The organism is Mycobacterium mantenii (assembly GCF_010731775.1).
GTDB classification, from domain to species: Bacteria; Actinomycetota; Actinomycetes; order Mycobacteriales; family Mycobacteriaceae; genus Mycobacterium; species Mycobacterium mantenii.
Genome location: NZ_AP022590.1, coordinates 2,271,634 through 2,297,705, shown reverse-complemented (window position 1 = coordinate 2,297,705; position 26,072 = coordinate 2,271,634). Strand labels below are relative to the sequence as shown.

25 protein-coding genes and 1 pseudogene are annotated in these 26,072 nt (G+C 64.0%); 12 read left to right on the top strand and 14 right to left on the bottom strand.

Annotated features, from left to right (window positions below; genetic code table 11):
* The first annotated feature begins 437 nt into the window (after positions 1-437).
* Positions 438-923: a hemerythrin domain-containing protein gene (locus G6N50_RS10300; protein ID WP_083095638.1), complete on the top strand. Its 486-nt coding sequence runs from the start codon at positions 438-440 to the stop codon at positions 921-923.
* A gap of 121 nt (positions 924-1,044) precedes the next feature.
* On the opposite strand, the gene G6N50_RS10295 is transcribed toward G6N50_RS10300, so the two are convergent.
* Together G6N50_RS10295 and G6N50_RS10290 are read right to left on the bottom strand one after the other, a co-directional pair.
* Positions 1,045-1,329: a hypothetical protein gene (locus G6N50_RS10295; RefSeq protein WP_083095639.1), complete on the bottom strand. Its 285-nt coding sequence runs from the start codon at positions 1,327-1,329 to the stop codon at positions 1,045-1,047.
* Between the two features lie 63 nt (positions 1,330-1,392).
* Positions 1,393-2,763 (bottom strand): PPE family protein, encoded by a 1,371-nt coding sequence (locus G6N50_RS10290; RefSeq protein WP_083095640.1) that lies wholly within the window; start codon positions 2,761-2,763, stop codon positions 1,393-1,395.
* Between the two features lie 1,499 nt (positions 2,764-4,262).
* On the opposite strand from G6N50_RS10290, the gene G6N50_RS10285 reads away from it, so the two are divergent.
* Entirely contained in the window at positions 4,263-5,672 is a 1,410-nt protein-coding gene (locus G6N50_RS10285; protein WP_083095641.1) for a WS/DGAT/MGAT family O-acyltransferase, read from the top strand.
* 199 nt (positions 5,673-5,871) lie between these two features.
* Here G6N50_RS10285 and G6N50_RS10280 read toward each other — a convergent pair whose 3' ends face one another.
* A complete protein-coding gene (locus G6N50_RS10280; protein WP_083095642.1) occupies positions 5,872-6,582 on the bottom strand; it encodes a helix-turn-helix transcriptional regulator in 711 nt (236 codons plus the stop codon).
* Between the two features lie 96 nt (positions 6,583-6,678).
* On the opposite strand from G6N50_RS10280, the gene G6N50_RS10275 reads away from it, so the two are divergent.
* On the top strand, positions 6,679-7,446 hold the full coding sequence (locus G6N50_RS10275) for a DUF2249 domain-containing protein (protein ID WP_083095643.1): 768 nt from the start codon (positions 6,679-6,681) through the stop codon (positions 7,444-7,446).
* Between the two features lie 68 nt (positions 7,447-7,514).
* Here G6N50_RS10275 and G6N50_RS10270 read toward each other — a convergent pair whose 3' ends face one another.
* The 3 genes from G6N50_RS10270 to G6N50_RS10260 all read right to left on the bottom strand — a co-directional run bounded on the left by G6N50_RS10270 (position 7,515) and on the right by G6N50_RS10260 (position 8,727).
* Positions 7,515-7,706, bottom strand: a complete 192-nt coding sequence (locus G6N50_RS10270) for a ferredoxin (RefSeq protein WP_083095644.1) — start codon at positions 7,704-7,706, stop codon at positions 7,515-7,517.
* Positions 7,707-7,769: 63 nt separating this feature from the next.
* Positions 7,770-8,243, bottom strand: coding sequence for a hemerythrin domain-containing protein (locus G6N50_RS10265; protein ID WP_083095646.1), 474 nt, complete (start codon positions 8,241-8,243; stop codon positions 7,770-7,772).
* A 16-nt stretch (positions 8,244-8,259) separates the two neighbouring features.
* Positions 8,260-8,727, bottom strand: coding sequence for an OsmC family peroxiredoxin (locus G6N50_RS10260; protein ID WP_083095648.1), 468 nt, complete (start codon positions 8,725-8,727; stop codon positions 8,260-8,262).
* Between the two features lie 181 nt (positions 8,728-8,908).
* On the opposite strand from G6N50_RS10260, the gene G6N50_RS10255 reads away from it, so the two are divergent.
* From G6N50_RS10255 to G6N50_RS30065, 4 genes and pseudogenes are all read left to right on the top strand, one after another.
* Complete coding sequence (locus G6N50_RS10255) at positions 8,909-9,415, top strand: CBS domain-containing protein (RefSeq protein WP_197748061.1); 507 nt, start codon at positions 8,909-8,911, stop codon at positions 9,413-9,415.
* A gap of 84 nt (positions 9,416-9,499) precedes the next feature.
* Entirely contained in the window at positions 9,500-10,327 is an 828-nt protein-coding gene (locus G6N50_RS10250; protein WP_083095652.1) for an alpha-ketoacid dehydrogenase subunit beta, read from the top strand.
* 74 nt (positions 10,328-10,401) lie between these two features.
* Positions 10,402-10,776: pseudogene (locus G6N50_RS30070) on the top strand (biotin/lipoyl-containing protein); the annotation flags it as partial.
* 57 nt (positions 10,777-10,833) lie between these two features.
* A complete protein-coding gene (locus G6N50_RS30065; protein WP_276053931.1) occupies positions 10,834-11,535 on the top strand; it encodes a dihydrolipoamide acetyltransferase family protein in 702 nt (233 codons plus the stop codon).
* Between the two features lie 38 nt (positions 11,536-11,573).
* On the opposite strand, the gene G6N50_RS10240 is transcribed toward G6N50_RS30065, so the two are convergent.
* The 3 genes from G6N50_RS10240 to acnA all read right to left on the bottom strand — a co-directional run bounded on the left by G6N50_RS10240 (position 11,574) and on the right by acnA (position 15,963).
* Positions 11,574-12,707 (bottom strand): mandelate racemase/muconate lactonizing enzyme family protein, encoded by a 1,134-nt coding sequence (locus tag G6N50_RS10240; RefSeq protein ID WP_083095655.1) that lies wholly within the window; start codon positions 12,705-12,707, stop codon positions 11,574-11,576.
* 4 nt (positions 12,708-12,711) lie between these two features.
* Positions 12,712-13,038, bottom strand: coding sequence for a carboxymuconolactone decarboxylase family protein (locus G6N50_RS10235; protein ID WP_083095657.1), 327 nt, complete (start codon positions 13,036-13,038; stop codon positions 12,712-12,714).
* Positions 13,039-13,158: 120 nt separating this feature from the next.
* On the bottom strand, positions 13,159-15,963 hold the full coding sequence (gene acnA / locus G6N50_RS10230; protein ID WP_083095659.1) for an aconitate hydratase: 2,805 nt from the start codon (positions 15,961-15,963) through the stop codon (positions 13,159-13,161).
* Between the two features lie 257 nt (positions 15,964-16,220).
* Between acnA and G6N50_RS10225 the strand changes: the two genes are divergently transcribed.
* Positions 16,221-16,634, top strand: coding sequence for a PRC-barrel domain-containing protein (locus G6N50_RS10225; protein ID WP_083095661.1), 414 nt, complete (start codon positions 16,221-16,223; stop codon positions 16,632-16,634).
* Between the two features lie 114 nt (positions 16,635-16,748).
* On the opposite strand, the gene G6N50_RS10220 is transcribed toward G6N50_RS10225, so the two are convergent.
* Positions 16,749-17,729, bottom strand: coding sequence for an Acg family FMN-binding oxidoreductase (locus G6N50_RS10220; RefSeq protein WP_083095663.1), 981 nt, complete (start codon positions 17,727-17,729; stop codon positions 16,749-16,751).
* Between the two features lie 130 nt (positions 17,730-17,859).
* Between G6N50_RS10220 and G6N50_RS10215 the strand changes: the two genes are divergently transcribed.
* Positions 17,860-18,594, top strand: coding sequence for a helix-turn-helix transcriptional regulator (locus G6N50_RS10215; protein WP_083095665.1), 735 nt, complete (start codon positions 17,860-17,862; stop codon positions 18,592-18,594).
* The gene (locus G6N50_RS10210) at positions 18,587-19,024 is read left to right on the top strand and encodes a group III truncated hemoglobin (RefSeq protein ID WP_083095668.1); all 438 of its coding nucleotides are present in this window, start codon (positions 18,587-18,589) and stop codon (positions 19,022-19,024) included. Before G6N50_RS10215 ends, G6N50_RS10210 begins: the two co-directional genes overlap by 8 nt.
* 16 nt (positions 19,025-19,040) lie before the next feature.
* Here G6N50_RS10210 and G6N50_RS10205 read toward each other — a convergent pair whose 3' ends face one another.
* The 4 genes from G6N50_RS10205 to G6N50_RS10190 all read right to left on the bottom strand — a co-directional run bounded on the left by G6N50_RS10205 (position 19,041) and on the right by G6N50_RS10190 (position 23,910).
* Positions 19,041-19,787 carry a succinate dehydrogenase/fumarate reductase iron-sulfur subunit gene (locus G6N50_RS10205; RefSeq protein WP_083095670.1) on the bottom strand — a complete coding sequence of 249 codons (747 nt, stop codon included), beginning with the start codon at positions 19,785-19,787 and terminating at the stop codon, positions 19,041-19,043.
* Positions 19,787-21,529 (bottom strand): aa3-type cytochrome oxidase subunit I, encoded by a 1,743-nt coding sequence (gene ctaD / locus G6N50_RS10200; protein WP_083095673.1) that lies wholly within the window; start codon positions 21,527-21,529, stop codon positions 19,787-19,789. The genes G6N50_RS10205 and ctaD overlap by 1 nt, the downstream gene beginning before the upstream one ends.
* An 11-nt stretch (positions 21,530-21,540) precedes the next feature.
* Entirely contained in the window at positions 21,541-21,927 is a 387-nt protein-coding gene (locus G6N50_RS10195; RefSeq protein WP_232068927.1) for a hypothetical protein, read from the bottom strand.
* A gap of 114 nt (positions 21,928-22,041) precedes the next feature.
* Positions 22,042-23,910, bottom strand: a complete 1,869-nt coding sequence (locus G6N50_RS10190) for a molybdopterin-dependent oxidoreductase (protein WP_083095679.1) — start codon at positions 23,908-23,910, stop codon at positions 22,042-22,044.
* 55 nt (positions 23,911-23,965) lie between these two features.
* Between G6N50_RS10190 and fdxA the strand changes: the two genes are divergently transcribed.
* Entirely contained in the window at positions 23,966-24,313 is a 348-nt protein-coding gene (fdxA, locus tag G6N50_RS10185) for a ferredoxin (RefSeq protein WP_083095681.1), read from the top strand.
* A gap of 408 nt (positions 24,314-24,721) precedes the next feature.
* Entirely contained in the window at positions 24,722-25,903 is a 1,182-nt protein-coding gene (locus G6N50_RS10180) for a 3-keto-5-aminohexanoate cleavage protein (RefSeq protein WP_232068926.1), read from the top strand.
* Positions 25,904-26,072: the final 169 nt, after the last annotated feature.

Below are 26,072 nucleotides of genomic sequence, written 5' to 3'. Positions count from 1 at the left end.
AACGGCATCATGACAGCCGGGTACGACAAGTTTCGGTCATTGATCCGCGGCTCGGGACTACCGCCATCACCTCTGGGCGGCGCAGCCGCATCGGCCGCCAGAGTCGGGCCAATGCTGGCGGCGCCCTCTTGCGGGCCGGCGGGGCGCCGCTCCACCACGGTGTGCTCGCCCAGGGCATTGCCAGACTCAACTGCTAGTAGCCGCCGCCAGAAGCTATGTCACCCAGACGAAGTCGAGCAACTCGATGTGACGACCGAGGATTCCCCTGTAATCGTTACCAGCGGCGAAAGTGTGGATCTGGGCGCCGCCCAGCGCAGCAGCGCGACCCCATGCCCCGGTTTCGCGGTTCCTCGAAGCCGGCACCGCGGTCGAGTTGGAAGCCGAACTCGACGAAAGCGGACGTATCCGTCCTGCGGGCTGACGCGGAGGAGCACAAAATGCCCGGCGAGGTTTTATCTGCCGCCTTGATGCGGCAGCACCGCGAAGTCAACGCTGAAATCGAGCTTTTCATCGAGAAGCTCGGTGCCGACGGTTTGCAACCCGAACTACTGACGTCGATGTTGGAAGCGCTGCGTCGGCACATCTACCTGGAGGAGGTCTTCGTGTTCCCTCCGATCCGAGAGACCGGGATAGTGATGCCGATCTTCGTGATGATGCGCGAACACGGCCAACTGTGGAGGACGATGGAAACCTTGGCGCCGTTGCTTGCTGATGGACGAGATAGCCTGCGGCTCAAGGACACTTGTAATCAGTTGCTGGATCAGCTGCACCGGCACAACTTCAAAGAGGAGCCGCTCGTCTATCTGCATGCCGACTACCATTTGCCGGCGCCGACGAGCGCGGAACTGAGTCGGTTCCTCGTCACCGGGTGCATACCCGATGGATGGGTTTGCCAGCAGGCAGGCACCAAACGCTCACGTTGACTAGGCATCGCGCGCTCCCAAGCCCGCGGGGCGGCTCTCTGAAGGCCGCTCTTGTCGTACCTCCTTTCGGGCCGCCGAATCGGATTTAAGCGGGCGACTACCGTGACGACGGACCAGGGCGCTAGTCGCGGGGGCCGCCGGAAAGCCCCTGCTGTATCCCCCGACGGATGTGTTGCTTTCGGGTCGCGCCGTCGGCCGGGGCGGTCGGGCCGCAACTACAGCTGAGGCCGCCGAAGGAGTTGGCGTCAGTGCCACCCGAGTTCGGATCGGCAACCGTCGGCACCGGCTGCAGAGCCCAGAACACCATGATCAGGGCAGCGCATGTGAGCGCTTTGATGGTGAACCCCAACGGGTTTCGAGCGACCAGCGAGATCCGCCCTGACTGGGGCGGCTTGGCTATGGCCATTGCGCTTTCCTTTCGAGTCGACGCGCTTGTACACCCTTGGACGACGGCGACTGATTCGGTGCACTACCCGGCCACCGGCGAATGGGGAATCAGCGAGACGCGCATGCCGACGCGCTGAACCGCACCCTCGGACTCGCGACCGACCATGCCGCCCAACGGCAGCTTGGACACCGCGGTGCCGGGTGATGCGCCGGGCGCGACGGCCCACCCGCCCGGCGCCGCGCCGCCGTTGAGCGCCGGCAGCGGGGCGACCGACGACACCGTCGTCGCCCAACTCGGCGGTACGGACAAGGTGCTGAGCGAACTGGCTTGGCCCACGCTCGCCGACGCACCTTGACCCAGTCCTGCCAGTGGCCCGAGGTTTCCCAAACCGGTCGCGGCACCCGCACCTCCCATGCCTGCTATCCCGGCGCTACCCTCGGCCCCCAAAATGGAGCCCGCGCCCGCTTCATCCAGCGCCAAGCCCTGGTAATCCAGATCGAGGCCGTAGAGGTCTATGCCGATTCCACCGCCGTCGGCGATCAAACCGGCGCCGTCGGCGCCGTACCCGGCCGCCTCGGATGCCAGCCCGGCGGCGGCTCCGTCCGCTGCGGGTGCGGCAGCGAGCGCCGACGCCAGTCCCGAGGCCGCGCCCGCACCGGTGCTTGCGGTCTTTGTCGCGCCTTTACCCGAGGCGCCGGTCAGACTCGACAGTGAACTGAAGGGGGCGGAGGCTCCCGACGATCCCAGCGACGCTCCGGTGCCCATCGCCGCCTGCGACAGACCGCCGCTCGAGGAAGAGCCGGGGGTTGAGAGACTTTGCAGAGTCTGGGGCACCGAGGAGATCACCTGCGTCGCCGATGTGTGTGCGGTACTGCCGGATTGGGCTGCCGCATGGGTGATGGCGACGAGGTGGCCGGCGGCCGCCGGATTGGCCGTTTGCGGCGGCGACGGCACGGGCGAAAGTGTCGATGCGGAAGCCGAATTGGCCGCGTAGTTGTACATCGCGGTGGCGTTCTGGGCCCACATCTCGCTGTACTCGGCCTCAGTCGCCATGATGGCCGGCGTGTTCTGCCCGAAGATGTTGGTCTGAATCAACGCGAGAAGGCGCGCCCGGTTGGCCGCCACCAGGGGAGGCGGCACCGTCATCGCGTATGCGGTTTCGAACGCTGCCGCGGCCGCCGTTGCCTGCGCCGCGGCCTGCCCGCACTGCTCGGCGGTCGCCGTCATCCACGCTATGTAGGGCATGACCGCCGCCGCCATCGACATCGATGCCGGCCCCGACCAGGTTTCGTCGGTGAGACTCGCGATCACGGCGTGATAGCTGCCGGCGCCGTCCGTCAGCTCGGCGGCCAGCGACTCCCACCCCGCGGCGGCAGCCAGCAAGGTGGCGGGCCCAGGCCCCACGTACATTCGGCCAGAGTTGATCTCTGGTGGTAAAGCGCCAAAATCCATGTCTATCCCTAATTTCTTGGTTGTTCGTCTGGGCTGACCTTTGATTGCGCCGTCGCCTCGGGTTGCCGTGGAGGCTTCGCGCGCACGACATCCGGTCAGCAGTCGAAGCAGTCGTGACGAAATGAAATTCGCCAAGGCGTCGCGCAATGGCGGCATGGTGAGCTACGTCGCGGACGGTTCGCCGCTTGACAATCGAATTTTGCGGAACTGGCGCGCTGGTCTCGCGCCATGTCGGCGTGGACAGCATCGGGCACACCGATGCAGTAGCCGCGACGATCGGATCAGCCGATGCCAAGGACCCGAAAGCTATTGGCGGCTAATGTTTAACCTGCCGCGACAGTGGTGCGCGCCGACGTAAAAGCCGCGCTTGATCAGCACCGGGCGATGCAGAACCGAATCAACAGATTCTGGCTGACGGAGCTTGACGCCGGCGCGCGAGCGGGTGCGTCAACCCGCTGCTGAAACCGAAGAATCCCGACCGTTGGGGGTACCGCGGATCCGGACGGGCGGGGTGTGGAGAGCGCCACAGTGGTTGACCGAAAGCGCTTCAGCCCTCCGCTTTTGAACGCCTGGTCATCGTTCACGGTCGACCCCACGCCAACACGACGGACGGGGGCCGACTCGGTGGTCAACGCCGTCGGGCCAGAAACCGGACCGATCGATGAGGTCACTACGTTGGACTCCAACGCATCGGTTGTCGTCTCGGCGCGCAAAGCCCCGCAACTGAACACAGCTGCGAGGAGGGCTAGCGCAGCAACGATGGCTGACGCAGCTTGTTGTCGTGGCCACCGTGACGGTATTCCAACTCCGAAACTCACAGTGCTGTTAACGCTACCAGCTGCGATGACACGGCTGCCACCGAGCGCACCATCGGCTCCTGGCTGGCGCCAAACACTTTGGCCAGGCGGGCGCGCGGCGCAAGACGTACGAAGGGAATGCGGTTGATGCTAGTGAATCGATCGCGCACTGGTGCAGGTCACAGGAGCGGTGGGTTCGGGGCAGTTCGGATGATCGTGGTGACTGTGGCGTGCGGTGCGATCACCGTCGCCGACGAAGTTCACAACTTCCGCCTCTTCGACAATCGAGAGCCGGGCGAGCAGGCGTACGACCTTCAACCATCCCGCTCACTCGGGCGAGCCGGCGGTTAAGCCGCTTGCGCCGGGAGGTATTTGCTTGCGCCGGGAGGTATTTGCTTGCGCCGGGAGGTATTTTAATGAATAATATCCGTTAAATAGGTGGTTGGGCAACTTACGAGAGGGCACTTGGGCAGATGATCAGGATGGTTCCAAGCCCGTCGGAGCGCATGCATCTAAGCGCTAACCGACAGTGCCAAAACGTCTTTCGTCCCATGCCTGAGAGTGCTGGGGCAGATTTCCGCGCTGTTATCCGGCCGGGTGCCGGGCCGCTCGGCTTGGGGACTTTTGGCCCTGCTGTCGCGCCCGCAGCGCAGGCGTAAATGGTGTTACTACTAGTTGCATATAAAGTTGGGAGGTGCGGTCATGGATCAATTGACAACCCTTGATGCGGGCTTTCTCAAAGCGGAAGACGCTGACCGGCACGTGAGTTTGGCGATCGGCGGTTTGGCGGTCATCGAGGGGCCGATCCCGGACCGTGATTCGTTGATGGCAACACTTGCTCGGCGGGTTCGCGCGTGCCCCCGGTTCGGCCAGCGGCTGCGAACGCGCCCGTTTGACCTCGGCGCACCGGAATGGGTGGACGATCCGGACTTTGATCTCGGCCGTCACGTACGACACATCGCCCTACCACGGCCCGGAGACGACCGAGAGCTATTCCAGATTGCCGCCGATGCGCTTTCTCGGCGTCTCGACCGGGATCGGCCGCTGTGGGAAATCTGGATCATCGAAGGCCTCAGTGACAATCGGTGGGCAATGCTCACCAAGATCCACCACTGCATGGCCGACGGAATTGCCGCCACCCACATGCTAGCCGGCCTATGCGACGACGGCATCGGCGAGAGCTTCGCAACCGATATCCGCGCCACCAAAGAGCCTAAGGCGCAAGGTCTCTCGCAGAGTCTCTGGGATGTAAATCCACTGAGCGTGCTGGGGGGCCTGTGGAACGCATCGGCTGCCATCACGGCGGCCGCCACCCGTACGGCATTGGGTGCTGCAGAAATTGCCGCCGGTTTGCTGCGCCCCACCACGACGTCGCTGAACGGGCCGATAACAACTTTACGTCGCTACAGCGTCGCGCGGGTCCCTCTCGCCGACATCGCGCAGATATGTCGGACTTTCGATGTCACCATCAACGACGTTGCGCTCGCCGCTATCACGGAGAGTTACCGCGACGTCCTCCTCCAACGGGGGGAAGCACCTCTGCCGGATGCGCTTCGCGCGTTGGTGCCGGTGTCGATGCGGTCTGCCGACGCGTTCGATAAGACGGACAACCGCGTCTCCGTGATGCTTCCGTACCTACCTGTCGACGAGCAGCACCCGCTTCAGCGGCTGCGGATTGTCCATTCGCGACTGGACCGAACAAAATCTCACGGTCAGCGTCAGGCGAGTCACGCATTCGTGTCGATGGCTAACCGCATTCCGTTTCCCCTGACCGCCTGGGCCGTCCGATTATTGACCCAGCTACCGCAGCGCGGCATTACCACCTTGGCGACGAATGTCCCGGGCCCTCGTCAACCACTGCAACTCATGGGCCGACGGGTGCTCAGTGTGTTTCCGGTCCCGCCGATCGCGATGCAATTGCGCACCGGTGTGGCAATGCTCAGCTATGCCGAGGATCTGTTCTTCGGTGTCCTCGCCGACTACGACGCCGTGGCTGATATCGACGCACTGGCCCGCGGAATCGAGTTGGCAGTGGCACATCTGGTAGCAATCAGTAAGCAACGCAAGCAAATACGCGGTCGTCGAGGACTGTCACTCGTTGCCAGTGTCTAGCCAGAGGCGCTCCCCGGGTTAGCTTCAGCGCAACCACCGTGCCGACGAACCCGAGCACTACCGAGACACCGTGCATTCGGTCAGCCGCGCCGTCTTGATCGGCGCAGGCAGGCCGAGCGGCACCAGCGCTGCATCGAGTCCGGCCAAAAGCGCGAACCCGCCGGCAACCAGCAGTAGCGCCCGGGCTGGGATTCTTCGATCAGCTACCATGTTGCACAACGGGATCGGGCAGAAACAGGCGGCAGGCGCCGGGTTCTGCGAATGGAATGAGATCGAGGCCCCGTTCATTGGGGGCGCCTAGCCGCTCCAGCATTCCCGCGACGATTCCGAGGTGGACCTGACAGACGACGGTGGGGTAACGGCGGGCGGCGTCCAGCAACGGGCAGCGGCGCAACGCGATGCCCCGTCGGGCGCCCGGGGTGCGTTCTTCGTGGTCGGGTGCGAAGCCGAGGCGGGTCAGCGCCTCGAGCACGGACTGCCGCGGATCGCTGCCGGCCTCATTCCCCTCGTCGATGAGTTCGCGCCCCCACTCGATGCCGGCCGCCCGCGCATCGCGCTCGGGGTGGGCGCTGGTGCGAGCCAGGTGACCGGCCAGTGCGGTCGCCAGACCCGCGTAATCGCGGACCGCGACGGCGGGGTCGGCGGCCGACACGCGATACAACGCCGCCGGACGTCCGCGTCCGAGTGCGGTTGCCGTGGAGCGCTCCGCGAGCCCGAGCCCAACGACCGCGTCGAGGTGTTCGCGAACGGTGTTGGGGTGCAGCTCAAGAGCGGTGGCGGCGTCAGCGACCCGGACGGGGGAGTGCGCGCGCACATACTCGAGCACCCGCAGTCGCTGCCCGGACAGCGCCACCGGCGACCGGAGCACCGGCGTCGGTTCGGGCCCCAAGACGGCCAAGCCTTTTTTCACGGAATTTAGTGTAGTAAATTAGAGGGCAAGGCACATAGGGCAATTGAGTCACCATTCGCTCAGCGGAGCTTCTGGACTCGACGGGAAGGAACCAACATGCTGGCCAACGATGTGATCGTCGCGTCCACAGCTGCTGACGGCGAGGCGGTCGAAGCCATCAAGGGTCATCACGCTCAGCTCGCCGGAAAGCTTGCGGTGCTCACCGATGCGATGCTGTGGGCGGTCGAGCGCGGTGCGGACTTCGAGCCGGCGCGCGCCGCGGCCCTGGCCTTCCTGACCGGCGAGCTGCTGCCGCACGCCGCCGCTGAAGAGGACCGCCTCTACCCGGCCGCCACCCGGACCGAGCGCGCGCGGCCGCTGGTCGAATCGATGATCGCGGTGCACCGCATCATCGGCTCACTCGTCGAGCGCATCCGCATCGAGCCACCGCTGCGTGCGGCCGCGTCCGGCCACGCCCTGCGGGTGGTGTTCGACGCCCACCTGACCGACGAGAACGAGCGGATCCTGCCGATCGTGGCCGGCAATCCGGAGGTCTCCCTCGTCGAGGTGACCCACGGGATGCATGAACTCCTCGGTCATGCCCGCCCAACCAACGGCGCCGAGCCATCGCACACCTGCGGCTGTGGCGAAGCCGATACCGACACTCCCGTGCTCGACGTTCGCGACGTGCCGCACTCGATCCGGCATGCCACCGTGTTCGGCGCGTTCGACGCCGTTCCGGTCGGCGGCACGCTGGTGCTGGTGGCTCCCCATGATCCAATCCCGCTTTTGCACCAACTCGACCACCGCACCTCGGGCCAGCTCGAAATTCAGTACGAGCAGCGCGGGCCGGAGGCCTGGCGGCTGCGCCTGACCAAGCGGTAGGCAACCGCTACTTCAGACAGGCAGCTCGAAATCCGTTGTGACGCAGCAGACTCAGCGTCAGCCGAATGCTAGTCTGCGCGGGATAACGCCGCGCGAGGGCAGGCTTCGATCGCCTGCTCGACCAGCGTCTCCTGCTCGACGGGGACGGGGTCGGTGATGACCACGGCGTACTCGTCGTCATCGAGTTGGAACACCTCCGGCGCGATATTCACGCAGAACGCGTTGCCCTCACAGCGATCACGGTCTACCACGACGCGCATGTGAATCCTCCTTTAGTCCGACTCCGGCTGTCGGATGGGCTGGGAGAGCACAACAGTCGAACCTCACCCACCGGCTTGCTGGCATACCCATCCATCCGGGGCGCGGCCGGTCTCGATGAACCGGCGCAGTTCCGCGCTCGTTTGTGGTGGTACGTCGGTGTCGGCGTTGGGATAGATGACCGGCTCCTCTTTTGAGTTGTGCTGGTGAAGTTGGTCCAGCAGCTGCACGCACGTATCCCTCAGCCGCAAGTTGTCGTTTCCGTCAGCGAGCAGATCCGTGAGTGCATCCATGGTGCGCCACAGCTGACCATGCTCGCGCATCATCACGAAGATCGGCATCACGATCCCGGCGTCCCGGAGCGGAGGGAACAGGAACACCTCTTCGAGGTAGATGTGCCGGCGCAGCGCTTCCAATGTCTCGGTTAGGAGCTCGTGCTGGATGCCGCCGCAATCGAGCTTCTCCATGAAAGTCTCTATTGCAGCGTCGATCTCGCGGTGTTCCCTCGTCAGCTCGGCAGCCAAGGTCAGGCTGGGCATCGCGTGCTCCTCTGCGTCAGCCCGCGGAGCTGGCGGATTCGTTCTCGTCGAGCTCGGCATCGACGCTGATCGTGGCACCGGCGAACAATCGCGATACCGGACACAGGGCAGCGGCCTGGCCCACCACGGTGGCGAACGCTTCGTCGTCCAGGCCCGCGACCTGCGCCCGGACTTTCAACCGCGACGTGGTGATCGTCGGGATTCCATCGACCGCGTCCAGGATGACGGTGGCCGTGACATCGAGTCGCTGTGGCGGCGTGTGGTTTTCGCCCAACTTCAACGCCAGCGCCATCGCGAAACACGACGAGTGTGCCGCCGCCGCCAGCTCTTCGGGGCTGGTCTTACCGCCCGGCTGCTCAGTCCGGGAGGCCCACGTCAACGGTAGGCCATCCAGAGCTGCGCTGCTGCCCCGCGACAGCGTGCCTTCACCAGAGGCCAGCGGGCCTTCCCATGTGGTCTGCGTGGCCCGTTCGGCAATGCTCATGCTCGTTGACCCCTTTCTAGGGCACGTGAGGTTTTTACAAGTGATACTTGTGTAAACTCTAGCCCGCGGCACGCGCACTGACCAGAGCGATCGTCGGGAGCGAGCGATGACGGTGGGCCAGGACGTTCACCTTTCACGAAGACTCTTAATCTTCGGCGCCCACCGGGCGTACCCTGCGAGGGTGGATCCGCAGGACAGCACCGCGGTTTCGCTGCCACACGTGACAGCCGGTGACATCATGACCTCGCCGGTGATCACCGTGCCGCCCAATGCATCGACACAACAGTTGGCTGACATCCTCATCCGGCACGGGATCAGTGGGCTGCCCGTGGTCGACCGGGCGGGCACGCTTTTGGGGCTTGTCAGTGAGCACGACCTGCTGATCAAGGCAGGCGCGGTCGCGAGCGATTTGATGACGACGGCGGTGATCACCGTGACCCCGGACAGCGCTGCCGACGATATCCGGCATCTTCTGATCGACCGGCGTATCCGCCGGGTCCCGGTGGTGCGGGAGGGCCGCCTGGTCGGGATCGTGAGCCGCCATGACCTGGTGGCTGTGATGGCCACCGAATGGGCGTGTCAGGTCTGCGGTGAGCCGGTGCGCGGCGTGCATCCCCCCGCGACATGTCCGAAGTGTCACGCGAAGGGCACGCAATTCGAGTTGCAGGAGCAGCCGCCGGGAGCGTAAGTAGCCGTCTCACCGCCTAATTCGTTGAGCGACAGCAGGGAAGCAGGAGGGCAATGACGATCCGCCCCACTCCGATCGTGGCCGATGAGCCTGCGGAGACATTGCGCGGCTGGTGCCGCGATCGGTGCGGCAATGCTCGGCATGCGGCCGATCGTCGAGATCATGACCATCAATTTCAGCCTGTTGGCGCTCGACCAGATCGTCAATCACGCCGCCAAGATGCATGCGATGTTCGCGGGCCAGGTGTCGGTGCCGCTGGTGATCCGCACCCCGGGCGGCGGCGGGCAACAGCTGGCGGCGACTCACTCGCAGAACTTGGAGGTCTTCTACGCGCACGTGCCCGGAATGAAAGTGCTCACCCCCGCCACCCCGGCCGATGCCAAGGCGCTGCTGAGCGCCGGCGTGCGTGACGATGATCCGGTGTTGTTATTGGAGAATCTGGCACTGTACAACACCAAAGGCGAGGTTCCCGACGGCGAGCAGGTCGGTCAGATCGGGACGGCCTCGGTCATCAAGCCGGGAACGGACCTCACCGTCATCGCCTACTCGCGGGCAACGGTGATCGCTTTGGATGTCGCCCGCCAGTTCGAGGCCAACGGCGTGTCCGTCGAAGTCGTCGACCTGCGCAGCCTGCGGCCCCTGGACCGCGAGACGATCTGCGTCTCGGTGCGCAAGACGAGCAGGGCCGTCATCCTCGAAGACGACTGGCTCAGCTACGGAGTCGGTGCGGAGATCGCGGCAACGATCGCCGAAGGTGCGTTCGATTATCTCGATGCCCCGATCCGCCGCGTCGCGGCCCCCGAAGTGCCCCTGCCCTATGCGAAGCCGCTCGAGCTCGCGGCCCTGCCCGACGCCGCCGACCTGACCAAGGTCATCGGCGAAGTTCTCGACGCCAGCCGGTTCGCCTACTAGAGAGGGGCCGTCATGCCAGACGTGCTGATGCCGCGGTTGTCGGACACCATGACCGAAGGGATTGTAACCAATGGCTCAAGCACGAGGGTGACACCGTCCAGTGTGGGGACGTGCTTGCCGAGATCGAGACCGACAAGGCCACCATGGAACTCGAGGCGTACGACAGCGGGGTGCTGACCCGCATCATCGCCCCAGCCGGTAGCACCGTCCCCATCGGCCGGCCGATCGCGGTCATCGACGACGAGGCGGTGGGTGCGACAACTAAACCTGTTGGTGGGCAAGCCGTCTCATCCGCATCCCGTGCGTTGCCCGCTGAATCCGGTCCTGCCCCGCCCTCGACGCCTGCCGCTCAGGTGCGCGCCACCCCGCTCGTCCGCACCCTGGCGCTTGAACACGGAATTAACCTTGCCAGTGTGACTGGCACCGGCCCCGGTGGACGCATCGTGCGCAAAGATATCGAAGCCGTCATCGACCGGCGCCCGGCCGCCGTCGAGCCGCCATCGGCCATGGCCAACGGCAACGAAGCCGACGAGCGAATATCGCTGTCGTCGATACGCCGGATCACGGCACAGCGGCTCACCGAAAGCGCCGCCACACCGCACTTCTACCTCACCATGGTCGCCGATGCCGGCGCGCTGCAAAGGTTGCGCACCGACCTGAAAGCGGAGTTTTCGGACGCCTGGCCGAAAATCAGCGTTACCGATCTGCTGATCCGCGCCTGCGCGGTGACCCTGCGTGATCACCCCTACGTCAATTCCTCATGGGGCGGTGATCACCTGGTGCACCACGGCCATGTGAACATCGGTTGCGCCGTCGCCACCGGCGGTGGACTTGTGGTACCCGTCATCCGCGATGCGGACCGCAAGAGCCTCAACGAGGTTGGCGCAGAGACCCATGACCTCATCGGACGGGCGCGCGCCGGCAAGCTCACATCCGACGAAATGATCGGTGGCACCTTCACGATCAGCAACCTCGGGATGTACGGCATCGACCACTTCACCGCCGTCATCAACCCGCCCGAGGCCGCAATCCTCGCGGTCGGTGCCCTGCAAGAGAAGGTCGTCGTCCGAGACGGTCAATTCACGGCCGTAGCCAGAATGAAGCTGACTTTGTCCATCGATCACCGCGTCCTCGACGGTGCCATGGCCGCAGAATTCCTAGCGGACCTGGTGAAGCTGCTCGAACACCCGTTACGCATTCTCGTCTGAGCGCAAAGGGATTGAGGTTGCTGAGGTAGCCGCCGTCGTCATGGTGCCGATTCCCGCCGGTAGGCGTGTATGACCTCAGGATCGGGGTCGATTCCCAGGCCCGGCCCCTGCGGGACGGTGAGCCGGCCCGCCTGCGGGGTCAGGGCATCGCCATAGATGGATGCTTCCAGATCGAACCAGCGCCACTCGATCATGGAGTCGGCGGTGCCCAGCGCAGCGGTGACATGAAGCGCCGCGAGCAACCCGGGGCCATCGTAGAAGGAGTGCGTCATCACCGGGATGTTATGGACGGCCGCGAGGGGAAAAACCTTGCACAACTCGGTAATCCCTCCCATCTTGGCCGGGCTTGGCTGAACAAAGTCCACCGCCCCGGCGGCGAGCATTCGCTCGAATTCCAGTAGGGTGGAAGCGTTCTCGCCGGCCGACAGTGGGATGCCGGTGGTTCTGCGCAGTGCGGCGAGGCCGTCGAAATTCTCCGGCGGCCACAGCGGCTCCTCGAGGAATTTGAGCCGAACCGCCTTGAGTTCCCGAGCGCATGCACCGGCTTGAGTCAAGGTCCAGGGGCAGCCGGCGTCCACGATCAGTTCCACGTCGGGGCCGGCTTCCTCGCGGGCTGCGACGATTGCCGAGATGCCCGCTTCGTGCAGCTTGAGCACTTGAAAGCCGGCATCCATTGCTTGCCGAACCACGGCGCGGACCAGCGAGGGATCGGTATAGCAGGCCAGACTTGCATAGCAAGGCATAGTGGTCAGTGCGCCGCCGAGGAGCTTGGAGACCGGAGCGTTGGCGAGCTTACCGACGATATCCCACAGGGCGATGTCTACCGCCGAGAGCCCGTAGGTCAACGCACCGCCGCGCCCGAAAACGTGCAGCTTCTTCTGAATCTCCAGCATCAGGGGCCCGATTCGAGTGGCGTCCCGGCCAACGCAGAGCGGCGCGATCAGTTCGTCGACGGCAAGCTTGGCCGAATCGACAGCACGAAAACCGAAGGCTTCTCCCCAGCCTTCCACTCCCTCGCGGGTTGTCACCTTGACGAGCAGCGAGTCTGCTGCGGAGAGCGTGTCGCCCCAGAGCGACGCTCCGGGCGTGGTGCCCACCTTGAGCGGGATACGCAGCGGAACTGTCTCGACCTTGGCGATGTCTGCGGCGCGGTCCGCGACGATGGGAGGCATGCGGCTATGTGGCCAGTTCCTCGAGCGCCAACGTGGCGTGGGCGTAGGCGCCGCCGGCCCGCATCTCGGCCGCGACCCAGACTGCCTCCATGATTTCTTGGTCGCTGTTGCCTTTCCGGTGGGCGAGCCCGGTATGGCCCCGGATGCAGTACGGACATTGGGTGGTGTGCGCGACCGCGACCGCAATCAGCTGTTTGGTTTTCTCCGGCAGGGCGCCATCGGCGAACACCGCACGGCTGAACGCCTCGAACGCGTCATGCGTGTGAGGAGCGAGTTCCCTACGGAGATAGTGGATTTCGGGGGTGGTTGGGTGGTACATATCCTCGGCCATGGCTAGCCCTTCCCGTTTCCTTCTTCAGGACGTCCTGACTGGCTAATCGCATTATCGACGAACCCGGAACCCACGATCAGAACATGAGGCGCGGCCGTTTCCGGAGTCATGGGTGTGCTCCTAAGCGGACGATTCGGTGCCGAGCAGTTGGCGCAGGACGTATTGCATGATGCCGCCGCGGCGGTAGTAGTCGGCCTCGCCCGGGGTGTCGATGCGCACGGCCGTGTCGAACTCGACGCCGCTGGCTTTGACGTGCACGGTGTCGGGGATGGTCTCGTTGAGCGCGGTAATGCCGGTGATGTCGACGGTCTCCTCGCCGGTCAACCCTAGCGAGTCCGCGCTTTTCCCCTCGGGGAATTGCAGTGGCAGCACACCCATCCCGATGAGGTTGGAGCGGTGGATCCGTTCGTAGGACTCGGCGATCACCGCGTGCACACCGAGCAGGGCGGTGCCCTTGGCCGCCCAGTCGCGCGACGACCCGGAGCCGTATTCCTTGCCGGCGAGGATGACCAGGGGCGTACCGGCCTTGGCGTAGTTCACCGATGCGTCGTAAATGGTCGCCACCGGGCCGTCGGGCTGGGTGAAGTCGCGCGTCCATCCGCCTTCGGTGCCCGGGGCGAGCTGGTTGCGCAGCCGGATATTGGCGAAGGTGCCGCGGATCATCACCTCGTGATTGCCGCGCCGCGAGCCGTAGGAGTTGAAGTCCTTGCGGGCAATCCCACGTTCGGACAAGTACTTTCCCGCGGGTGAGTCGGCCTTGATCGAGCCGGCCGGGCTGATGTGATCGGTGGTGACCGAGTCGCCGAGCTTGGCGAGCACCCGGGCGGCGGTGAGGTCGCCGACCGGCTCGGGGTCGGGGGGCATGCCGTCGAAGTACGGCGGCTTGCGCACATACGTCGACTCGGGGTCCCACTGGAAGGTGGCGCTGTCGGGGATCAACAGCGAACGCCAGCGATCGTCCCCGGCGTACACGTCGGCATAGCTCTTGGTGAACATCTCGGCCCGCAGGTTGTCGTCGACAACTGCACTGATTTCCTCGTTCGAGGGCCAGATGTCGCGCAGGTACACCGGTTGGCCGTCGCTGCCGGTGCCAATCGGGTCTTGAAGCAGGTTGGTGCGCAGCGTGCCGGCTAATGCGTAGGCGACCACCAGCAGTGGCGATGCAAGAAAGTTCATTCTGGTCTCCGGGTGGATACGCCCCTCGAAATTGCGGTTACCCGACAGCACCGAGCAGACCGTCAGGTCGTTGTCGGTCACCGCCTGGCTCACCTCGGGGATCAGCGGCCCGGAATTGCCGATGCAGGTGGTGCAGCCGTAGCCGACCAGGTTGAAGCCGAGCTTGTCCAGATACGGTGTGAGCCCGGCCCTTTCGTAATAACCGGTGACGACGCGGGACCCGGGCGCCAGCGAGGTCTTGACCCACGGTTTGCGGGTCAACCCTTTTTGCACCGCCTTTTTCGCCAGCAGCGCCGCGCCCACCATCACCGACGGGTTGGAGGTGTTGGTGCACGAGGTGATCGCGGCGATCACCACATGTCCATTGTCGATTTCCGCGCGGGTGCCGTCGGCAAACTCGACCGGTGTCGGCGCGGTCACCCACGGGAGCTTCTCGCCGTCGTCCCAGGGCGCGCGTGGTTTGCCTTCCGGCTGGGCGTGATCGCCAAAGGCGATCGGGTCGCTAGCCGGAAATGAGTCCGCCGACGCTTTGTCCAGAGCCGACAACGCCTCCGTGGTGGTCTCGGCGCCGTTGAGCAGCGCGGCGACCGTGTGTGGAGCTACCCGCAGCGAAATGCGGTCCTGCGGTCGTTTGGGCCCGGCGATCGACGGTTCCACCGAGCTCAGGTCGAGTTCGAGAGTCTGCGAGAACGTCGGCTCGTGGCCGGGATCGTGCCAGAGCCCCTGTTCCATGGCATAGGCCCGCACGAGCCGGATCTGGTGTCCGGAGCGGCCGGTCAGCCGCAGGTAGTCCAGGGTGACATCGTCGATCGGGAAAATCGCGCAGGTCGCCCCGTACTCGGGGCTCATGTTGCCGATGGTGGCCCGGTTGGCCAGCGGCACGTTCGCCACCCCGGGCCCGTAGAACTCGACGAACTTACCGACAACACCGGTCCGGCGCAGCAGCTCGGCCACGGTGAGCACCAGGTCGGTGGCGGTGGTCCCCGCTGATAGCTCACCGGTCAGCTTCAGGCCCAGCACTTGCGGAATCAGCATGCTCATCGGTTGCCCGAGCATGGCCGCTTCGGCTTCGATGCCACCGACGCCCCAGCCCAACACGCCCAACCCGTTGACCATCGGAGTGTGCGAGTCGGTGCCGACCAACGTGTCGGGGTAGGCCAGCGTTCCGTCCGGGGTGTCACGAGTGAACACCACCCGGGCCAGGTATTCGAGGTTCACCTGGTGGCAGATGCCGGTGTCCGGGGGCACCACGCGAAAGTCCGCGAAGGCCTGCTGCGCCCAACGCAGCAATTGGTAGCGCTCGGCGTTGCGGTCGAATTCCAATTCGGCGTTGATGCGGAACGCATCTGGACGGCCGAAGACGTCGGCGATCACCGAGTGGTCGATCACCAGCTCGGTCGGGCACAGCGGATTGATGCGTTTGGTGTCACCGCCCAGATCGGTGATGGCGTCGCGCATCGCCACCAGGTCCACCACGCACGGCACCCCGGTGAAGTCCTGCATCAGCACCCGCGCCGGGGTGTAGGCCACCTCCCGCCCATGCTTGGCAATCGGATCCCACGCCGCCAGTGCGTCGATCTGCTCGGCCGTCACCAGGCGACCGTCCTCGTTGCGTAACAGGTTCTCCAGCAAGACCTTCAAGCTGTAGGGCAACCGGTCCGCGCCGTCGATCCGTGCCAGCCGATGGATCTGGTAAGTGGTCCCGCCGACGGTGAGTTGATCACGCGTTCCAAAGCTGTCCGAGGCCATGAGAAACCCCCTTACGGGCTGCCCGGCGGGTGATCCGAGCCTACGCCAATTGAGTACGTGGGCAAGAGTGGCAGGTTGGCACACCGGCCCGAGTGAACCGCCAGAATTCGACGAACATCCTCTTGCGAGCCGGCCGCATACTGGGTGCATGCCGCAGCTGACCATCCAGTCACAATCAGCTGACGGCACGTTATATGCCCGTCGAGTGCGCGGCAACGTTGAGCCATCTCGATGCCCGCTGTTGACCAGGAGTGCCGATGACAACTGAGGCTGACACCACTCTCATCAAGCTCACGGGTACGGTTGTGAAGGTCACCAACGCCACCGACGACATGCGTGGACGGCAGGTAAAGGACAAGGACCACAAACACTTCGGCAGGGTGCATGACGTCTTCGTGGACGACCGTGAACGCAAGCCCCGTTTCCTCCTCGTCGACCATGGTGGCCTTCTCGGCATCGGCGAAAAGACGTTTTTCATCCCAGTCGACGTGATCGAGGCGACCACCAGTGATGATGTCTTCGTCGGCGATGCGCACGATCACATCTGCGGGGCACCGGCATATGAGGCAGAACTGGTCAACAATCGTGACTACCAGAGCCGCGTCTGTGGGTATTACGGATGCTTGCCCTACTGGTCGTCCGGTTACGTCGACCCAAGCTTCAACCTGTAAGCGAGTTCGGAACCGCGGGTGTCGAAACCGCCAGGTCGCCACGAGCGGCTGTCGATACCGACAGCGCCCCGAGCGAACCGGCGACGGACCGCGTGGGGTCGCCACCGCCGAGACTCAGCTCTTGCGTCGCAACACGTCGGCGAGCGCCCGCCGCGGCGTGGGCGGCGGCGTCCCGTCGAGTGCCGGTGCGACACCCACCCGGATCAGGACCTGGGGCAGGTCGGTGTGACCCGTGATCGCCGCGAGCAGTTCACGGCTGACCGACAGTTCCGTCAGTTGCGAGACCGTGCAGGTGGCCAAGCCGGCCATCGTGCATTCCAGCAGGACACGCGACAGCGCCTCGCCGCACGCCAGCGCGTTGGCGTGGGTGTCGTCCTCGGTGGACAGCATCAAGATCTTCGAGAAATCTCGCGTGATCCCGGCGCGCCTGTCCAGGTTGCGGGTGAAGGGAAAGTGGCGATTGACGCCTACCCGATGAGACTCGGCGACCGAGATCAGCGAGCTATAGGGGATGCCCTCGGATACTTCGAACGGGGCTGTCCACCAATCGAGTTCGAGATGATACGGAGAATCGTACAGACGCAGCGACTCGGTGAACTCGGCTGCCTCGGCCAGGCGCGGACGCGTCTCCTCCGGTAGCACGTCCAAGCACACCCCACTGCCGTCGATCCCGCCGCGTAGCAGGGGCTCGAACGATTCCCAGTCGACCGGCGCTAGGAATGGCAGCCGATCGGTCCGGCGTTTCAGCATCGCGTCGGCGCGGCGACGCTGCTCGTCGGTCACGCCTTCCGCGGGAACGAATTTCACCCGCGCCAGGTGGGCCGGATTAGCTGGATCGGGAAATCGCTCGACATCGGCGATCCAGCCCGCGGCCGCCATCGCCACCCGAAGATGATCGAGCGCCCCGCCGCAGCCGATGTGGGCCTCTCGCGTCGATCGGTCCGTGTGCACGACGCGGCTCGTATCGAGAAGCAGGTCCAGCCCGGCGCCGTCTGTCACCCAGCGCCACGGCTGGGTGTTGTACAGCGACGGGGCACGGCAGGCGATCCGGACCGCGTTCTCCATGACCGTAGTTTCCAACATGGTGTCCGACACGGCGCACCTCCGGTTTCCCTGCTGCCCCAAGGTCGTCGCGTTAGTGGAGACGCCAGGGCGTTCAGTGCTATTATTAATGAATAATATCCTCTAAATAGCTGAAAGGCAACCGGACGAGAGGGCTGATGGGGTGGGCGAGCACAACGAGGACGAGGCCGGGCGGCCGCACCGCGGGGAACGCAACCGGCAGCGCCTACGAGTTCTGGAACTGGTGCGCGAGCACGACGGACCGATCGACGCGGCCGAACTCGGCGCCCGGCTCGGACTGCACACGACGACCGTGCGCTTTCATCTTGACGCGTTGTGCGCCGAGGGGCTCGTTGAGCGCACCCGGATCACGCGCGCCGGCGTGGGCCGCCCCCGCACCGGCTACAGCGCGGTGCGCGAGCGGCTGGACTATCGAATCCTGGCCGAGATATTGGCGCTGGAACTCGGTGACACCGTCGACAAGCGGCGCCGCCGCGCCGAAGCCGCCGGCCGGCGATGGGCTGAGCGGATCACGGAGGACGACTCCCACGAAGATATTGCGGGGCAACATGTTCCACAGCGCCTTACACTCAGAAAAGCCGCTGAAGAGCGATCGGGGATGATCACGACGGTGTTCGACCGCATGGGATTCGGTCCCGAGCTGGTCCCGCCCGGGAAGTCGACTCCCGGCAACCAGCGGACCATCCGCCTGCACAGTTGCCCGGTCCGTGATATGGCCCGTCATCACCCGGAGGTGGCGTGCGCCCTGCACCGCGGGCTGTTGCAGGGCCTGGCGGGCCCGACGGAGCCGGTTGGTTCCGCGCCTGCGATGCACGCCGAGCTGGAACCCTTCGTCGAACCTGAACTCTGTCTCGCCAGGGTGATCGCGCGTGACTAACTTGTGCGCCCCGGTCGGCCAAGGGATCGCAGATCTCGCTACCCGCGCGGACGTCGAGGCGCTCTTGCGCCGGTTTTACGGCCGGGTGATGGTCGACGATGTGCTCGTCGAGCCTTTCGAGGAGTTGCGAAGCAAGGGCCTGGACTCGCACATCCCGGTGATGGCCGACTTTTGGGAGACCGCCCTGTTCCGTGCCGGACTCTACCGCGGCAGCGCCCTGCACGCCCACCGGCACATCCATCGGCGAACCCCGTTGAGCAGCCGCCACTTTGTCCGCTGGCTTACGGTGTGGAACGAGACCGTCGACGCGATGTTCCAAGGACCCATCGCCGAACGCGCGAAGATTCAGGGCGCCAGGATCGCCTGGGCCATGCACCGCCGGTTGACGGGCACGGACACACCAGAACTCGACACCGCGGTCGCGCGCTGAACGCTCTCGTGGCGTGCTACCGGCGGAAGAGCTTGCGCCCCAGCCAGACCGCCGGGTCATACCTGCGACCCGCGACGCGTTCCTTCATGGGGATGATGGCGTTGTCGGTGATCTTGATGTGCTCCGGGCAGACCTCGGTGCAGCACTTGGTGATGTTGCACAGTCCCAGGCCCTGCTGGTCCTGGGCGAGGTCTCGACGGTCGGCGGTATCGAGTGGGTGCATTTCCAGTTCGGCGAGGCGAATGAACATGCGCGGTCCGGCATACACTCGCTTGTTGTCGTCGTGGTCACGGATCACGTGGCAGACGTCTTGGCACAGGAAGCACTCGATGCACTTGCGGAACTCCTGCGAGCGCTGGACGTCGGCTTGGGCCATCCGGTATTCGCCGGGCCGTAGATCCTTGGGTGGCGCGAAAGACGGTATTTCTCTGGCTTTTTCATAGTTGAACGAGACGTCGGTAACGAGATCGCGAATTACCGGGAAGGCTCGCATCGGGGTGACCGTGACAACCTCGTCCTCGGCGAAGGTCGACATGCGAGTCATGCACATCAACTTTGGATAGCCGTTGATCTCCGCCGAGCAGGAACCGCATTTGCCCGCCTTGCAGTTCCAGCGCACCGCCAGGTCGGGCACTTGCGTGGCCTGCAGCCGGTGGATGACGTCTAGCACGACTTCACCCTCGTTGATCTCGACGGTGAAGTCATGGAGTTCGCCACCCTGCTCGTCGCCGCGCCACACCCGGATGGTCCCGTTGTAGGCCATCAGCTCCTCCGTACGCTCACGGTGCTTTCATGTTCGGCAGCGGCATCGGCGCCAACGTTGTGCCCGACGTGTCGCTCGCTGCGCATCCGTTCGACCATGTGCGGGTAGTGCAGCTCGAAGGCGGGCCGCTCGGAACGGATGCGCGGCAACTCGGTGAAGTTGTGCCGCGGCGGCGGGCAACTGGTCGCCCACTCCAGCGAATTACCGTGTCCCCACGGGTCATCGACGGCGACCGGTGCCCCATAGCGCCAGCTTCTGAACACATTCCAGACGAACGGCAGCATCGACGCACCCAGGATCAACGCCCCGATGGTGGAGACCACGTTCAATGCGGTGAAGCCGTCGGTGGGCAAGTAGTCCGCGTAGCGGCGGGGCATGCCCATGTTGCCCAGCCAGTGCTGCACCAAAAACGTGGTGTGAAAGCCGATCAGGGTCAGCCAGAAATGCAGCTTGCCCAACCTTTCGTCGAGCAACCGTCCGGTCATCTTCGGGAACCAGAAGTAGATGCCGGCGAACGTGGAGAACACGATGGTGCCGAACAGCACGTAGTGAAAATGCGCGACAACGAAATACGAGTCGGTGACGTGAAAGTCGATCGGGGGGCTGGCCAGCATGACCCCGGACAACCCACCCAGCAGAAACGTCACCATGAAGCCCACCGCGAACAACATCGGGGTTTCAAAGGTCAGTTGGCCTTTCCAGAGGGTGCCGATCCAATTGACGAACTTGATCCCGGTCGGCACCGCGATGAGATAACTCATGAATGAGAAGAACGGCAGCAGCACCGCTCCGGTGGCGAACATGTGGTGTGCCCACACCGCGGTCGAGAGTCCGGCGATGCTCATCGTCGCGTAGACCAGTGTGGTGTAGCCGAAGATCGGTTTGCGGGCGAACACCGGCAACACCTCGCTGATGATGCCGAAGAACGGCAGGGCGATGACGTAGACCTCAGGATGCCCGAAGAACCAGAACAGGTGCTGCCACAGGATTGTCCCGCCGTTGGCCGTGTCGTAGATGTGGGCGCCCAGGTGCCGATCGGCAGCCAGCCCGAACAACGCCGCGGTCAGCAGGGGAAAGATGATCAACACCATGATCGAGGTGATGAGGATGTTCCAGGTGAAGATCGGCAATCGGAACATGGTCATACCCGGCGCGCGCAGGCACACCACCGTGGTAATCATGTTGACCGCACCCAAAATGGTGCCCAAACCGGCGACCGCCAGACCCAGGATCCACAGGTCGGCTCCCGCACCCGGACTGTGGACGGCGTCGGATAGCGGCGTGTAGGCGGTCCATCCGAAATCAGCGGCCCCGCCCGGGGTGATGAAGCCCCCCAGCGCAATCAGCGCGCCGGACACAAACAGCCAGAATGACAAGGCGTTGAGCCGCGGGAAGGCCACGTCGGGTGCACCGATCTGTAGCGGCAGAACGAGGTTGGCAAACCCGAACACGACGGGGGTGGCGTAAAACAGCAACATGATGGTGCCGTGCATGGTGAACAGCTGGTTGTACTGCTCGTTGGAAAAGAACTGCAACCCCGGCGCGGCGAGTTCGGCGCGCATCAATAGCGCCAACAGTCCGCCAATAAAGAAAAAGGTGAAGCAGGCGACGCAGTACAGGATGCCGATCAGTTTGTGATCGGTAGTCGTGATCAGTCTGTAGGCCAGGCTCCCGGTCGGCCCCTGCCTCGCAGGAAATGGCCGGTGAGCCAACAATTTTCGCGGTACGATTTCAGTTGCCATCGCGTCCTCGACTATGGGGGCAGGATTTTCCATTTTTGGTTCACAGTCAGGTAGCGAAGTCCGTTCGGGCCGGCGGTGAAGTGTGGCCGCGAGCGACTTGGCAGCCACAACAGGGAACCCGGCTTCAGCTGGATCGTGCCCTCTTCGGTGGTGAGCAGGCCGCTTCCGAACAGCACATGGATCAAGACGTCGACGTCGGCTTCGGTGGCGGTGCAGCTTTCGCCGTTCGGTGCCAACGTGAGGACATTCCAGTCCAGGTTGCGTTCGCCGACGTCGGACTTCCTGGCCACTCGGGCGTTCGGTGCTGCGTAACGGTCCGCGATATCGGCGGTGTTCGTCGAGGCTCGCGGCAGCTCGGACATGGGCTGCCGCCGCACGTCGAGTTCCTTGTCGGCCATGGGCTTAGCGCCCTCCCGCATTTTTACAATCGGACTTGTATAAACTCTAGCTCATGTGTGCGCGGTAGGGAAGGCTTCCGCCTTGACCGATGGCGCCGGTAGTCCCCGCGCGCGTCAGATTGTTTGGTGACGTCCGAAGTATTCGTGGTCTTCGTTGTAGCCGCCGTAGCCGCTTCCCAGCTCTGAGTAGTGTGCGATGAACTCAATGCCCTTGATCCACTTCACATGCCGGAAGCCGTGCTGGAGCTCGTTGCGCAGCCGCAACGGCGCGCCGTGGCCGTAGCTCACCGGTTCGTCGTTCATGTCGTAGGCCAGCATGGTCAGGTGGTGGCTCATCTGCTCGATCGGATGTGCGACGTAGTAGATTCCGCCATCCGCCCCGGCGCCCAGTGAGTAGAACACCACCCATTTGGCCTCGGGCAACGGTTTGACGATATCCATGATCGTCTGCATCGACACGCCACCCCATTTGGCGACGCCCGACCAGCCCTGGATGCAGAAGTGTTGGGTGATTTGTTCGTGGTAGGGCAGCTCATGCAAGTCGGCCAGGGAGAACTCGGTCGGATGCTCGACGAGGCCGTAGACGCGCAGCCGCCAACCCACGAAGTTGTTATTTTCTAATTCTTTGTATTCAACGCTTTCCGGGTAGGTGCCGTTGTGCCACAAGTACGGTGAGATCTCCTCGTCGGTGAACGCACCCGGCCTGGGGTTGGTGTGCTCGAATAGCCGCTGCAGCGGCCCGACGAGCGCGTAGCCGACCCGTTGCACCACGCGGGGGTGGCGATAGGTGAGCGGCGTGGCGGCCACCCAGCCGACGATGACGACCGTCATAGCCACGCTGAAGATCGCGAAGCCGACCCAGCCGTTGTCGTCGCGGGCCGCGAACATGTGGTTGAGGTTGCGCAATGCGTCGGTAGTGAAGACGAACGTGACGTGGACGACGATGAACAACAGGAAATACACCAGCACCAGGAAATGCAGTGAGCGGGCGGCCTGGATGCTCAACCTCTTACTGATCGTCGTGAAACGCATCGAGAGGGCGGGCGACATGCCGAGACCGGTAATGACTGCGAGCGGTGCGGCGATGAAGACGGTGGTGAAGTACGCCAGCAGCTGCAGTGCGTTGTAGGCAACCCACGTGTTGTCCGTCGGCCAGTTCAGCGATAGGTATTGGATCGCAACCGATGCCGCATTGGGAAAGACGTCCCAGCTGGTCGGCACGACGTGCCGCCATTGGCCGGTAACGAACAACAGCACGTAGAAGACCGCCCCGTTGAGTAACCACAAGACGTCTATGCCAAGGTGCCACCATCGTGCTAGTCCGATCGAGTGACGAATTCCCGGTAGCCCCAATTGACCGGGCAGGCCGACTGAGTCGTCCTTGGCGGTCCACAGCGGGTCATCCGGCACGGGCTTTGCCACCCGCAGCCACTCGTCCTTACCCGGGGTGGAATTGCGGCTGAAGTAAAGCCGGGGATGGTCGCACAGGATCTGAATTCCGGAGCGGATGATGAAGATCATCAGGAACAGGTTGAAGAAGTGCGTCCAGCCCACCCAGGCGGGGATACCCGGGCTCATCCCGGAAGGCGGCGGGGTGCCCGGATACCTCTGGATGAATGCCTGCACCGCCGGCATGTTGTGCAGGCCTTTGCCCGCCGCCACCGCAGCGAGCAGCAAAATGAACCCAATAGGAATGAGCCACAACAGATTTAACCATCTGTCACGACCGACGCGTAGACGCGGTGCGATCGCCCGCTTGTCTTCCATCCCGCCGGCCCAGGTCTCCGGGTCGACGATGTTCTCGGCCAGGAGCAATTCTGAGCGATAGCCCGGGTCATGGCTCTGATCGCCGACGCCGCCTTTCAGCGTGGCGTTTTGACCATCGCACGGGCTAGTGGCCGCGGCGCTCGGCAACGAATCAGGCTGTTTGTCGGCGTCGTGATCATCCTGCGGGCGCAGAAAGTAGGTTTCCCTGTCAATCATGGGGAGCTCACACTCCGTCTAGTTTATACAAACGCACTTGTGTAAACTCTACCTCATGGCATATGTGATCGGGAAGCCATGCGTTGACGTAATGGACCGGGCATGCGTGGAGGAGTGCCCGGTGGACTGCATTTACGAGGGCGGCAGGGCACTGTACATCCATCCTGACGAGTGCGTGGATTGTGGGGCGTGCGAACCCGTTTGCCCCGTTGAGGCCATCTACTACGAGGACGACCTGCCCGAGGAATTGCAGCCTTATCAAGCGGACAACGCGGCGTTCTTCACCGAAACCCTTAGTGGCCGTGACGAGCCCCTGGGGTCACCGGGCGGGGCGGCCAAGATGGGTGCGCTCGGCGTCGACACACCGCTGGTTGCCAGTCTGCCCGAGCAAGACCCTCAGTGAGCGTGAGCGCGATTGCCATGTCACGCGAGGATGCCGTCCGGTCGCCGCCGCGATGTTCTGCGGGTATCGAAGGCGGGGCCCACTCCGATGTGCTTTGCCGCGATCGCCAAAGTGCTTGACGTGCAACCTTAATGCCGTCCGAGTCCGCCCAGTAAGGCCGGCTGGTGGTCGGGGAACGCGAGCCAGATGGTTGGCCGCCGCACCGGCTCGTCCCTCGTTGACCTGGTAATTCGAACTGAGGCGGCCACGCGATACCATTCCGAAAGAACTGTTGACAGTGGTACTTCCGCGATATTCCCGCATGGTAAGGCACCGGTGCGCAAGGCCGGAGCGCACCTCTCAATTCGCTACCGAGTTGCCGTTGGATGACCGGCGACCAATCTGCGCGGCAGCATCGGACTCGATGATGTGAACCGTTCGCGCCATCCGCTGACTGCTTCAAGCCGAATACCGGCTACGGATACCTGCAAAGAAAGGCAGCAAGTTGTGAGTTTTCGCGATGACGGCAGGGTGCACCTCGAAGTCGGGGTGAACGAGGGGGCCAGTAAAGACGAAAACCCGAATGTGCCCTACGGCGTTAAAGAGACAGCACGCGATGTGGTGGAGTGCATTCAGCACGGAGCAACCGCGGTCCATTACCATGCCCGCTACGACGACGGTCGGCAAGCCTGGGCCGACGACGAGGTTTCACGCACCATCTTGGCCTCTGCGGCCCGCGAGGTTGACGCGCTGGCCTACCCCAGCTACGCCAGTAGCTTCGAGCACATCTGGGCGTTGGCCGAGCGCCCGCCGGCCGGTACCGGGTTATTGCTCGCGCCATTCGACCCGGCTCGGCACGTTAAGCGCGTCTTGTGGTCGGAAGACGAGAACCAGTTCGAGGCAGTTGATTTCGACTCCGAATGCCTGAACGGTTCACATCCATCGTATCCGCCCGAACTCGATCGGTTCACCAAGCTGGGACTGGTACCCAGCATCGCTGTGTTCAACGCGGTCGACTTACGTTGGGTGATCCTGGCCGCCCGCATCGGTATCTTGAGGCAGCCACTGAACATCAAGCTATTCTTTTCCGATCGTTGGGTGTCCTATAGCGATCCGGATCCCGGCACCATCGACTATCTGGTCTCCCGTATCCCAAAGTGGATCGATCACGAAATCGTCGTCGTGCCGTATGCGATGAGCTCCGCCGAACTTTGTCAAGAGCTTTGGGAGCATGCGTTGGACCGTGGGCTGGGCATTCGAGTGGGAATCGGGGATTGCCCGTTGGTATTCCGGGCTGCCACCAACGCTCAGCTGGTAGATCGCGCGGTCAACCTCATCACCAAACGGGGACTGACCCCAGCCACACAGGATCACGTGCGCACCCGCTTCGCTGCGGCCCAGATGGACGAAAGCGAGTTGGTCCGAGTGGTCGTCAACCGGAATCGCTGTATGGGATGGGGTGTGTGCTACTCCCATGCGCCAGAGATATACCAACCCGATTCCGAGGGCTACTGCGTTGTCGTCAAGCCCCACGTCGACGCCAGCCTGCTGGAGAAGGCCATCGAGGGTGCGGCGAGCTGCCCGGAGCGGGCGATCCGAGTCGAGTTGTGACAATACGATACCGTCCGGAGAGTGCCGGTCGGTATCGCGAACGATGGGTTTGCAGGCAGGCGAACCGTTGAGGCCCGCCACAATTGACGTATTGCAGGCTCGCGGTCTAAGAGGTGCCCTGTTGAACTCCGAGCGCCGAAAAATTCCCGCGCGTAGCGGTAAACCATGG